The organism is Streptomyces boluensis, assembly GCF_009908195.1.
In the GTDB taxonomy this organism is placed as follows: Bacteria; Actinomycetota; Actinomycetes; order Streptomycetales; family Streptomycetaceae; genus Streptomyces; species Streptomyces boluensis.
Genome location: NZ_JAAAHS010000041.1, coordinates 19,856 through 31,674, shown reverse-complemented (window position 1 = coordinate 31,674; position 11,819 = coordinate 19,856). Strand labels below are relative to the sequence as shown.

9 protein-coding genes are annotated in these 11,819 nt (G+C 70.8%); 8 read left to right on the top strand and 1 reads right to left on the bottom strand.

Annotated features, from left to right (window positions below; genetic code table 11):
* Positions 1–228: bifunctional 3-phenylpropionate/cinnamic acid dioxygenase ferredoxin subunit (locus GUY60_RS08560; protein WP_161695511.1), on the bottom strand; the 228-nt coding region annotated here is incomplete at its 3' end.
* Positions 229–461: 233 nt separating this feature from the next.
* Here GUY60_RS08560 and GUY60_RS08555 point away from each other — a divergent pair.
* The 8 genes from GUY60_RS08555 (at position 462) to GUY60_RS08520 (ending at position 11,791) form a co-directional block, all read left to right on the top strand.
* Positions 462–1,265, top strand: coding sequence for an IclR family transcriptional regulator (locus tag GUY60_RS08555; protein WP_187369964.1), 804 nt, complete (start codon positions 462–464; stop codon positions 1,263–1,265).
* A gap of 337 nt (positions 1,266–1,602) precedes the next feature.
* On the top strand, positions 1,603–2,688 hold the full coding sequence (locus GUY60_RS08550; protein WP_161695509.1) for an S-(hydroxymethyl)mycothiol dehydrogenase: 1,086 nt from the start codon (positions 1,603–1,605) through the stop codon (positions 2,686–2,688).
* On the top strand, positions 2,685–3,365 hold the full coding sequence (locus GUY60_RS08545) for an MBL fold metallo-hydrolase (protein WP_161695507.1): 681 nt from the start codon (positions 2,685–2,687) through the stop codon (positions 3,363–3,365). Before GUY60_RS08550 ends, GUY60_RS08545 begins: the two co-directional genes overlap by 4 nt.
* A gap of 124 nt (positions 3,366–3,489) precedes the next feature.
* Positions 3,490–5,958 (top strand): GcvT family protein, encoded by a 2,469-nt coding sequence (locus tag GUY60_RS08540; protein ID WP_161695505.1) that lies wholly within the window; start codon positions 3,490–3,492, stop codon positions 5,956–5,958.
* 28 nt (positions 5,959–5,986) lie between these two features.
* Positions 5,987–7,117 (top strand): aromatic ring-hydroxylating oxygenase subunit alpha, encoded by a 1,131-nt coding sequence (locus GUY60_RS08535; RefSeq protein ID WP_161695503.1) that lies wholly within the window; start codon positions 5,987–5,989, stop codon positions 7,115–7,117.
* Complete coding sequence (locus tag GUY60_RS08530) at positions 7,110–8,576, top strand: aldehyde dehydrogenase family protein (RefSeq protein WP_161695501.1); 1,467 nt, start codon at positions 7,110–7,112, stop codon at positions 8,574–8,576. The genes GUY60_RS08535 and GUY60_RS08530 overlap by 8 nt, the downstream gene beginning before the upstream one ends.
* An 81-nt stretch (positions 8,577–8,657) precedes the next feature.
* Positions 8,658–10,220, top strand: a complete 1,563-nt coding sequence (locus GUY60_RS08525; RefSeq protein ID WP_161695499.1) for an APC family permease — start codon at positions 8,658–8,660, stop codon at positions 10,218–10,220.
* Positions 10,217–11,791: a GMC family oxidoreductase gene (locus tag GUY60_RS08520; protein ID WP_161695497.1), complete on the top strand. Its 1,575-nt coding sequence runs from the start codon at positions 10,217–10,219 to the stop codon at positions 11,789–11,791. The genes GUY60_RS08525 and GUY60_RS08520 overlap by 4 nt, the downstream gene beginning before the upstream one ends.
* The last annotated feature ends 28 nt before the right edge of the window (positions 11,792–11,819 follow it).

Sequence of the window (11,819 nt, the reverse complement as noted above, 5' to 3'; positions counted from 1 at the left end):
GAGGCAGGTGGGGTGGCCCGTGCGGAGGTCGAAGGTGGCCTCGTGGAGGGGGCATTCGACCAGGCAGCCTTCGAGCCAGCCCTCGGAGAGGGACGCGTCCTGGTGGCTGCAGGTGTCGTCGATGGCGTACAGCTCGGCGTCGGCGTGGAACACCGCGATGGGCGGTGTGGTGTCGATGCGGACCGACTCACCCGGCGGCAACTCCTCGACACGGCAGACGGGAATCACGGGCACCCCTCTTGGTTCTGGACCGTTCGGTCACCTACTGTTTCGCATCACGCACTGCGGTGCGTTGTGCGCAACAGAATCCGGTCGAGATGCCCCGTACGTCAAGAGGCTTCTCGCAGACGCGGTCCGACAACCGACCGCCAGGTGGTGAGAGTTGAGCTATGGCCCGTGAACAAGCGCAGGTGAGGCCAGGTACGACAGACAGGGCGACAGCGGGCGGAGCCGCTCGGGAAATGTCCGGAACGAATCGGCCGGAGAAGGCCGCGGGGGCCGTGAAGGGTTCGGCCGGCTCCGTGCAGTCCGTGGATCGCGCGATCAGCGTCATGGAGAGCCTCGCGCGGCACGGCGAGGCCGGGGTACGGGAGATCGCCGACGAGCTGGACGTGCACAAGTCGACCGCGTTCCGGCTGCTCGGCGTACTGGAGCAGCGCGGCCTAGTCCAGCAGTCGGCGGACCGCGGCAAGTACTACCTCGGGGCGGGTGTGCTGCGCCTCGCGGGCGCCGCCGCGGCGCGTATGGACATCTCGCAGGAGGGCGCGCCCGTCTGCCGTGAACTCGCCGACGAGCTGGGCGAGACGGTCAACATCGCCATCCTCGACGACGATGCCGCGGTCAACATCATGCAGGCCCGCGGCTCGGCCTCGGTCACGGCCCAGAACTGGCTGGGCAGACGCACCCCGCTGCACGCCACGTCCAGCGGAAAGGTGCTGCTCGCGCACCTGCCGCCGACGCTGCGCGAAGGGCTGCTCGCCCGGAGTCTCGCGCGGTTCACGCCGCGGACCGTGGTGAGCGCGGCCGCGTTGCGCACCGAGCTGGCGGAGGTCGGCAGACAGGACTTCGCCCTGGCCGTCGAGGAGCTGGAGATCGGGCTCGCCTCGGTCGCGGCACCGGCCCGCTCGCACGACGGGAACGCACTCGGCGCGATCAGCGTCTCGGGGCCGGTGTACCGGCTGACCGAGGACCGGATGCCGGAGCTCGCCGAACGCACGGCGGCGGCCGCCGCCGAACTGTCCCGCCGGATGGGCCACGGTCTCTGAGCCTCTGACCCCACCGGCCACACCCCCGCAACCGCACACCCCCGAACCCACAACCACAACCACAACCGCACCCGCCGCCCAAGAGCCACCAGGTGACCAGCTCAGGCCCCGTCCGGCCGCCGCTCTTGGGCGGCTCCCCTATGCCCGCACGCGCCCCGGTCGCCGCCCACCGACGAACGACCCCTATGTGTCCGGGAGATGACAGTCAGTCAGCATCGTTTTACCAATGGTTGATCCGAGCCCCTTGACGGCACCCTGACACCGTTCCCAAGATGTGAGCCATCGTCGCTCATCGTGCAACGCATAGCGCATTGCGCAACACGCAAGGGGGTTGGTCGTGCCACACGAGGTCCGCGCCGTCGTCGCTCTGAAGAAGGGCGCACCCGTCGAGGTGCAGACGATCGTCGTTCCCGATCCCGGGCCGGGCGAGGTCCTGGTCGACGTGCAGGCCTGCGGGGTCTGCCATACCGATCTGCACTACCGGGAAGGCGCGATCAACGACGACTTCCCGTTCCTGCTCGGCCACGAGGCGGCCGGCACCGTGGAGGCGGTCGGCGAGGGCGTCACCGACCTCGCCCCCGGCGACTATGTGGTGCTCGCCTGGCGGGCGCCCTGCGGCAGTTGCCGTTCCTGTCGCCGTGGCCGCCCCTGGTACTGCTTCGACTCGCGCAACGCCGCGCAGCCCATGACGCTCCTGGACGGAACCCCGCTCAGCCCGGCCCTGGGGATCGGCGCGTTCGCCGAGAAGACCCTGGTCGCGGCCGGGCAGGCCGTGAAGGTCGACGCGGCCGCCCGGCCCGAGGCCGCCTGCCTGATCGGCTGCGGCATCATGGCCGGCTACGGCGCGGCCGCGAACACCGGCAACGTGCAGCGCGGCGACACCGTCGCCGTGATCGGCTGCGGTGGTGTCGGTGACGCGGCCATCGCCGGTGCCTGCCTCAACGGTGCCCGCAAGGTCATCGCCGTGGACATCGACGACAAGAAGCTCGACCAGGCCGAGCGGTTCGGCGCCACCCACACCATCAACTCCCGTGGCACCGACCCGGTCGAAGCCGTGCGCGCCCTCACCGACGGCTTCGGGGTCGACATCGCCATCGACGCGGTCGGCCGACCGGAGACGTACAAGCAGGCGTTCTACATGCGCGACCACGCCGGTCTCCTGGTCCAAGTGGGCGTGCCCGACCCGGACATGAAGGTCGAGATCCCGCTGATCGACCTGTTCGGACGGGGCGGTGCCCTCAAGTCGTCCTGGTACGGCGACTGCCTGCCGTCCCGTGACTTCCCGGTCCTCATCGACCAGTACCTGTACGGGCTGCTCGACCTGGGCGGCTTCGTCACCGAGACGATCGCCCTCGACCAGGTCGAGGAGGCCTTCGCCAAGATGCACCACGGCGAGGTGCTGCGTTCGGTGGTCGTGCTGTGAGCGCCCCGCACTCCGGGCCGTACTCGGCCGCCTCGCACTCCGGGCCGCACTCCGGAGGTGCGGGGCCCGTACGTGTCGAACGGGTCGTCACCTCGGGGACGTTCAGCCTCGACGGTGAGACCTTCGACGTCGACAACAACGTCTGGATCGTGGGCGACGGCGCCGAGGTGCTCGTCGTGGACGCCGCGCACGACGCCGCCGCGATCACCGCCGCGGTCGCCGGGCGCCGGGTCACCGCCGTCGTCTGCACCCACGGCCACGACGACCACATCGGTGCCGCCGCCGACCTCGCCGAGGCGACCGGCGCGCCGGTGCTGCTCCACCCCGCCGACCTCGAACTGTGGCGGGCCGCGCACCCCGACCGTGAGCCGGACGCCGAACTGGCCGACGGGATGCGGCTGTCGGTCGCCGGTGCCGAGGTGCGGGTGCTGCACACGCCGGGGCACTCGTGGGGCAGTTGCGTTCTTCACGTCCCGTCCCTGGGTGCCGTGTTCACCGGCGACACCCTCTTCCACGGCGGCCCTGGCGCCACCGGCCGCTCCTACTCCGACCGTCCGACCATCGAGGCGTCGATCCGTGACCGGCTCCTCACCCTGCCGGACGGCACGGTCGTCCACACCGGCCACGGCCCGGACACGACCGTCGCCGCCGAGCGCCCCAACGTGCCGTCCGCATAAGGCACTTCGGGCCACGTAGAGCCACGTGGACACCTGGCCGCGTAGTCACGCAAGCGAGTCCCGCGCCCCGGCCGCGCGGGCCCGCTCCCTCACCCCTGCCGTCCCCGCCACCCCAGGAGGGGCTATGTCCAGCACACCCGACCTCAGCCCGGCGTCCGCCGGTCCCCGCGTCGTCGTCATCGGCGCCGGCATCGTCGGCTGCTCCCTCGCCGACGAACTCACCGCCCGCGGCTGGACCGACGTCACCGTCCTCGAACAGGGGCCGCTGCCCGCGCCCGGCGGCTCCACCTCGCACGCGCCCGGTCTGGTCTTCAGGACCAGCCCGTCCAAGACCCTCACGGCCTTCGCCCAGTACACCGTGGACAAGTTCAACTCCCTGGAGGTGGACGGGGTTTCCTGCTTCGACCCGGTCGGCGGCCTCGAGGTCGCCACCACCCCGGAGCGCTGGGCCGACCTGCACCGCAAGGCCGGCTGGGCCGCCGCCTGGGGCGTGCGCGGCGAGCTGATATCCGCGGCCCGCTGCAAGGAACTCTGGCCCCACCTCGACGCGTCGAAGGTGCTCGGCGGCTTCCACACCCCCGAGGACGGACTCGCCCGCGCCCTGCTCGCCTGCCGCGCGCAGCAGGACCGGGCCGAGGCGCGCGGCGCCCGCTTCCTCGACCGGCACACCGTGACCGGCATCGAGCAGGAGGGCGGCCGGGTCACCGCCGTCGTCACCGACCGCGGCACGTTCCCCGCCGACCATGTGGTGTCGGCCGCCGGGTTCTGGGGCCCCGTCATCGGCCGCATGGCGGGCGTCGACGTACCGCTGCTGCCGCTTGCGCACCAGTACGCGAAGACACCGCCCCTGCCCGAACTCGCGGGCACCGGGGCGTCCCTGCCGCTGCTCCGGTTCCAGGACCGTGACCTGTACTTCCGTGAGCACACCGAGCAGGACGGCACCCGGCTCGGCATCGGCTCGTACGCCCACAAGCCGCTGCCCGTCGACCCGTTCGCGCTGCTCGACTACGACACGGCGCGCGAGCGCGACATGGACATGCCGTCGTCGTACCCGTTCACCGAGGAGGACTGGGCGCCGAGTTGGGAGGACTGCAAGTGGCTGCTGCCGTTCCTGCGTGACGCGGAGATCGACGAGGGCTTCAACGGGGTCTTCTCCTTCACCCCGGACGGGATGCCGGTGCTCGGCGAGACCCGGCAGCTGCGCGGCTTCTGGCTCGCGGAGGCCGTGTGGGTCACGCATTCGGCGGGCGTCGCCAAGGCCGTCGCCGAGTGGATGGTCGACGGCAAGCCCGCGATCGACCTGCACGCCTGCGACCTCACCCGGTTCGAGGACGCGCAGCGCTCGCCCGCGTACGTGCACGACCGCGGGGCGCGCCAGTTCGTCGAGGTGTACGACGTCGTCCACCCGCTGCAGCCCACGGGCAGCCCGCGACCGCTGCGGGTCAGCCCCTTCCACGTACGGCAGCAGGAGCTCGGCGCGCACTTCCTTGAGGGCGGCGGCTGGGAGCGGCCGCACTGGTACGAGGCCAACTCCGCGCTCGTACAAGGGGTTTCGCTGCCCGAGCGGGACGCCTGGTCGGCCCGGTACTGGTCGCCGATCGCCGCGGCCGAGGCGCGGGTGACGCGGGAGAAGGTCGCCCTGTACGACATGACGCCGCTGCGCCGCCTGGAGGTCACCGGGCCGGGTGCGCTCGCCTTCCTGCAGCGCATGTCGTCCAACAACCTGGCGAAGAAGCCGGGCGCGGTCACGTACACGCTGCTCCTGAACGAGGACGGCGGGATCCGCTCCGACCTGACCGTGGCGCGGCTCGGCCCCGACCACTTCCAGGTGGGCGCCAACTCCCCCGCCGACCTGGACTGGCTGCTCCGGCACGCGCCCGCCGACGTGCACATCAGCGACATCACGTCCGGCACGTGCTGCATCGGCGTGTGGGGACCGCTCGCCCGCGACCTGGTCCAGCCTCTGACCCGCGACGACTTCTCGCACGAGGGCTTCGGCTACTTCCGCGCGAAGCGCACCCACATCGGCCCGGTGCCGGTGACGGCGATGCGGCTCAGTTACGTGGGTGAGCTGGGCTGGGAGCTGTACACCACCGCCGACCTCGGCCTTCGCCTGTGGGACACGCTGTGGGAGGCGGGGCGGGAGCACGGGGTGATCGCGGCCGGCCGGTCCGCGTTCAACAGCCTGCGCCTGGAGAAGGGTTACCGCTCCTGGGGCCACGACATGACCACCGAGCACAACCCCTACGAGGCGGGCGTCGGCTTCGCCGTCCGGATGGACCGCGGCGACTTCGTCGGCCGCGACGCCCTGGCCGAACTGGGCGAGCCCCGGCGGAAGTTGACGCCGCTGCTGCTCGACGACCCGGACCGTGTGGTCCTCGGCCACGAGCCGGTGCACGTGAACGGCGCCCCGGCCGGCTACGTCACCAGCGCCTCGTACGGCTACACCCTCGGCCGCTGCATCGCGTACGCCTGGCTGCCCGCACTGCCCGCGGGCACCTCGGTGCACGTCGAGTACTTCGGGGAGCGGCTGCCCGCGACGGTGGCCGAAGACCCGCTGTTCGACCCGAAGATGACCCGGATCCGACGCTGAGCCAGCAGACACGTCTAGGAGTTACTACGTGACGACGACCCCTGTCGCCCCCAGTCTCGTGGCCACCCTGCCCGGCCACTACTACACCGACCCCGATCTGTTCCGGCTCGAACAGGAGCGGGTCTTCGAGTCGATGTGGTTCTGCGCCGTGCGCAGCGCCGACCTCGGCAAACCCGGCGCGTTCCGCACCGTCCAGGTGGGCCGCGAAAGCGTCCTGGTCACCCGGTCCCGCACCGGTGAGCTGCGCGCCTTCCTGAACGTCTGCCGGCACCGCGGCGCCCGCCTGTGCACCGAGGAGTCCGGCGAGGTCCGCCGCAACCTGCAGTGCCCGTACCACGCCTGGACGTACGACCTCGACGGCAAGCTGGTCGCGGCGCCCAACCTGACGAAGATGCCCGATGTCGACCGCACCGAGTACGGCCTGGTCAAGGTCGCCCTGCGGGAGTGGCTCGGCTATGCCTGGGTGTGCCTGGCCGAGGAGCCGCCGTCCTTCGAGGAGACCGTGACCGGCGCGGCCGTGGAGCGCCTCGGTGACCTGGCGTCCATCGACCGCTACCGCACGGAGGGTCTCGCGCTCGGCAAACGCATCACGTACGACGTGAAGGCGAACTGGAAACTGATCGTCGAGAACTTCATGGAGTGCTACCACTGCGCCACGATCCACCCCGAACTCACCGAAGTGCTCCCGGAGTTCGCGGATGGATACGCCGCGCAGTACTACGTCGGGCACGGCGCCGAGTTCGGTGACGAGGTGAAGGGCTTCACGGTCGACGGCAGCGAGGGCTTCGGCAGGCTGCCGGAGGTGGCCGACGGCCAGGACCGGCGCTACTACGCGATGACGGTCAAGCCGACCGTCTTCGTCAACCTGGTCCCCGACCATGTGATCCTGCACCGGATGTTCCCGATGGCCGAGGACCGCACGGTGGTCGAGTGCGACTGGCTGTACGCGCCTGACGTGGTGGCGTCGGGTGCCGATCTGTCGAAGTCGGTGGAGCTGTTCCACCGGGTCAACGCCCAGGATTTTGAAGCGTGTGAGCGGACCCAGCCCGCGATGTCCTCGCGTGCCTACCGGGGCGGCGGTGTGCTCGTTCCGACCGAGCACCACATCGGGATCTTCCACGAGTGGCTGATCGAGCAGTTGGGGGCCGACCGTGCCTGAGCTGTTCATCGACGGCGCGTGGACGAGCCCGCGCGAGGCACGCACCCGGGAGATCCGCTGCCCCGCCGACGGCTCGCTCGTCGCGGTGGTCGACGAGGCCGACGGCAAGGACACCCTGGAGGCGATCGGCGCGGCCCGCCGCGCGTTCGACGCGGGCCCGTGGCCGCACACCACGGGCGCGGAGCGCGGCGATCTGCTCCTTCGGGTGGCTGAGTTGCTGGCCCGCGACAAGGAAGCGCTGGCCCGCGCCGAGTCCCTCGACACCGGCAAACGCCTGGTGGAGAGCGCGTACGACATCGACGACATCGTGAACTGCTTCCGCTACTTCGGCCGGCTCGCGGACGTGGACGAGGGCCGGGTCGTCGAGACGGGCGTGCCGGACGCGGAGAGCCAGGTGGTGCACGAGCCGGTCGGGGTGTGCGCGCTGATCACGCCGTGGAACTATCCGCTGCTTCAGACCGCTTGGAAGGTTGCTCCGGCCCTGGCCGCCGGCAACACCTTCGTACTGAAGCCCAGCGAACTCACCCCGCACACCGCGATCCACCTGGCCCGGCTGCTCGCCGAGGCCGGCCTTCCGGACGGGGTCGCCAACCTCGTGCTCGGCGCGGGCCCCGAGGTGGGCGGCCCGCTCGCCGAGCACCCGGACGTGGACCTGCTCTCGTTCACCGGGGGCCTGCACACCGGCCGCCGTCTGATGGCGGCCGCCGCCGGCACGGTGAAGAAGGTCGCACTCGAACTGGGCGGCAAGAACCCCAACATCGTGTTCGCGGACGCCGACTTCGACACGGCCGTCGACATGGCGCTGACCGCGGTGTTCCTGCACTCCGGTCAAGTCTGCTCGGCCGGGGCGCGGCTCCTCGTCGAGGACTCGCTGCACGACCGGTTCGTCGACGAGGTGGTGCGCAGGGCCGGGGAGATCCGGCTCGGCGGCCCCTTCGACGAGCGGGCCCAGACCGGACCGCTGATCTCGGCGGACCATCTGGCCAAGGTCGAGGCGTATGTCGCGCTCGGCGTACGGGAGGGCGCGGTGCTGCGCTGCGGCGGTGCCCGGCCGTCCGGCACGGAGTACGAGAACGGCTTCTACTACCTGCCGACCGTCCTCGACGGGTGCGCGCCCGGCATGGCGGTGGTCCAGGAGGAGTCGTTCGGGCCGGTGCTGACCGTGGAGCGCTTCGCCGACGAGGAGCAGGCGGTGCGGCTCGCCAACGACACGGTGTACGGCCTGGCGGGCGGGGTGTTCACGAGCGACGAGGCGAAGGCGCGGCGGGTCGCGGCGGCCCTGCGGCTCGGCACGGTGTGGATCAACGACTTCCACCCGTACGTGCCGCAGGCCGAGTGGGGCGGCTACAAGCAGTCCGGCACCGGCCGCGAGCTGGGCCCGGCCGGGCTCGCCGAGTACCGCGAGACGAAGCACATCTGGCGCAACACCCGGCCCGCCCCGCAGGGCTGGTTCGCGTAACTCCCGTACATCCACGGCCGGTCGGGCCGCCCGTCCCGGCCGGCCGTGGCCGCACCTGACGGGGCTCTCAGGAGACGTCGCATGACCCACACCGATGACGACGCCGAACTCGCGGAGTTCGGCTACCGCCCGGAACTCAAGCGCACCCTGGGCAACTTCCACACCTTTGCCGCAGGCATCAGTTACATCTCCATCCTCACCGGAACGTTCCAGCTGTTCTACTTCGGATACGCGCACGGCGGCCCCGCCTACTGGTGGTCCTGGCCGATGGTGTTTCTCGGCCAGTTCATGGTGGCGCTGTGCTTCGCGGAGCTCGCCGCCCGCTATCCGGTGGCCGGTTCGGTCTACAACTGGGCGAAGAAGGTGGGCAATCCGCACGTCGGGTGGCTGGCGGGCTGGATGATGCTGCTCGCCTCGGTCGTGTCGATCGCGGCCGTCGCCCTCGCCTACCAGCTGACCCTTCCGCAGATCTCGTCGTTCTTCCAGTTCGTCGGGGACGGCACCGGCACGTACGACGTGGCCACCAACGCGGTGCTCCTGGCCGCGGTCCTGATCCTGTTCACCACGCTCGTCAACGCCTTCGGTGTGAAGCTGATGGCCACGATCAACACGGCCGGCGTCTTCATCGAACTCGTCGCCACGGTCGTCCTGATCGTGCTGTTCGCGGTGCACATCGTCCGCGGCCCGCAGGTGGTCACCCAGACCGCGCACACCGCCGCGGCCACGGGCGGCGACCAGTCGTTCGGCTATCTCGGCGCGTTCCTCGTCGCCTCGCTGGCCTCCGCGTACGTGATGTACGGCTTCGACACGGCGGCCTCGCTCGGCGAGGAGTCGCTCGACCCGTCGCGGAACGCGCCGCGCGCCATCATCCGCTCGATCGTCGCCTCGTTCGTCCTCGGCGGCCTGATCCTGCTGCTCGCCCTGATGAGCGTCTCCTCGCTGCGCGGCGAGAAGCTCTCCTCGGACGGACTGCAGTACGTGGTGCTCGACGTGCTCGGCCCCACCGCCGGGAAGGCCATGCTGTGGTGTGTGCTCATCGCGGTGACGGTGTGCGCGCTCGCCGTGCACACCGCGGCGATCCGGCTCGCGTTCGCGATGTCCCGCGACAACAACCTGCCCGCGTCCTCGCTGCTCGCCCGCGTCAGCCCGCGCTTCAAGACGCCGGTGGCGCCCGCGGTGATCATCGGGGTGGTCTCGCTCGGCATCCTGGTCGTGAACATCCGCCAGCCGCAGATCTTCACGGTGGTCACCAGCATCGGCATCATCATGATCTACGTCGCGTATCTCCTGGTCACCGTCCCGATGCTGGTGGCACGGCTGCGCGGCCGCTGGCAGCCCGCCCGGGACGGCAAGTTCTCGCTCGGCCGCTGGGGACTGCCCGTCAACATTCTCGCGGTGCTCTGGGGCGCGGGCATGACCCTGAACCTGATCTGGCCGCGCGCGGCCGTGTACAACGCCACCGCCCCGTACCACTGGTATCTGCGCTGGGGCGCGGTCCTGTTCGTCGGTGTGATCGCCGGCGGTGGCTTCGCCTACTACTGGTTCGTGCAGCGGCACCGCACCGGCGTACTCGCCGAGCACGCCGCCGAAGCCGCCGGATCGCCCAGCCCTGCCGCCGACCTGGAGGAGGTCACCACCTCATGAGTTCCGAGCCCACCGCATCCGCCGAGGTCTTCGACTACGTAGTCGTCGGCGGCGGCACCGCAGGCAATGTCGTCGCGGCCCGCCTCACCGAGGACCCGGACGTCTCCGTATGCGTCCTGGAGGCCGGACCGAGCGACGTCGGCGACGACAACGTCCTCCAACTCGACCGCTGGATGGACCTGTTGGAGTCCGGCTACGACTGGGACTACCCGGTCGAGCCGCAGTCCAGCGGCAACAGTCTCATGCGGCACGCCCGCGCCAAGGTGCTCGGCGGCTGCTCCTCGCACAACTCGTGCATCGCCTTCTGGGCCCCGGCCGAGGACCTCGACGACTGGGCGGCCGCCGGGTGTACGGGCTGGAGCGCGGCCGACCTGTTCCCCCTCTACCGGCGCCTGGAGTCCAACGACGCGCCCGGCGACCACCACGGCCGCTCCGGCCCGGTGAAGCTGCGCACCCTCAAGGGCGGCGAAGACCCTTGCGGTACGGCCCTGTTGGAGGCCTGCGCCCAGGCGGGCATTCCCACGACGCCGTTCAACACCGGGGAGACCGTGATCCGCGGCGCCAACTGGTTCCAGATCAACTCGGACGAGAACAACGTCCGCCAGTCGTCCTCGGTCGCGTATCTGCACCCGGTCATGGGCAGGCGCCCCCACCTGTCCGTGCGTACGGGCGTCCACGCGAAGCGGCTGGTCTTCGAGGGCCGGCGGTGCGTGGGCGCCGAGTACCTGGCCCCGGACCAGAGCACCACCCGTACGGTACGGGCCCGCCGTGAGGTGATCGTGTCCTGCGGCTCCATCGACACCCCAAAGCTCCTGATGCTGTCCGGCATCGGACCGGCAACTCAGCTGCGAGAGCACGGAGTTGACGTGCTCGTCGACTCGGCGGGCGTCGGCGAGAACCTGCAGGACCACCCCGAGGGCGTGATCATGTGGGAGGCGCGGCGGCCGATGCCCACCCGGTCGAGCCAGTGGTGGGAGGCGGGCATCTTCTACGACACGGAGCCCGGCCTCGACCGGCCCGACCTGATGTTCCACTACGGCTCGGTGCCCTTCGACATGAACACGGCCCGGCACGGCTACCCGACGACGGACAACGCGTTCTGCCTCACCCCGAACGTGACCCGCGCCCGCTCACGCGGCACGGTGCGGCTGCGCTCCGGCGACTTCCGCGACAAGCCCCGGGTCGACCCGCGCTACTTCACCCACGAGCACGACGCCCGGGTGATGACGTACGGCCTGAAGCTGGCCCGGCGTATCGCGGGGCAGCCCGCGCTGAGCGGCTGGGCGGGCGCGGAGCTGGCACCGGGCCCGGACGTGCGCACCGACGACGAGCTCCTGGACTACCTGCACAAGACCCACAACACCGTCTACCACCCGGCGTGCACGGTGAAGATGGGCGCCGACGACGACGCGCTCGCCCCGGTCGACGCCCGGCTGCGGGTCAAGGGCGTCGAGGGCCTGCGGGTGGCGGACGGCTCGGTGATGCCGGACCTGGTCACCGTCAACCCGTGCATCACGACCATGATGATCGGCGAGAAGTGCTCGGACCTCCTGAAGGCGGACGCCCGTTGAGACCCCGCCGCTGAACCGGCCGGGTGAG

Bases quoted from the DNA above. Each gene is read 5' to 3' on its own strand.
- GUY60_RS08520 (WP_161695497.1), top strand. From the start codon at position 10,217: ATGAGTTCCGAGCCCACCGCATCCGCCGAGGTCTTCGACTACGTAGTC.
- GUY60_RS08540 (WP_161695505.1), top strand. From the start codon at position 3,490: ATGTCCAGCACACCCGACCTCAGCCCGGCGTCCGCCGGTCCCCGCGTC.
- GUY60_RS08555 (WP_187369964.1), top strand. From the start codon at position 462: ATGTCCGGAACGAATCGGCCGGAGAAGGCCGCGGGGGCCGTGAAGGGT.
- GUY60_RS08525 (WP_161695499.1), top strand. From the start codon at position 8,658: ATGACCCACACCGATGACGACGCCGAACTCGCGGAGTTCGGCTACCGC.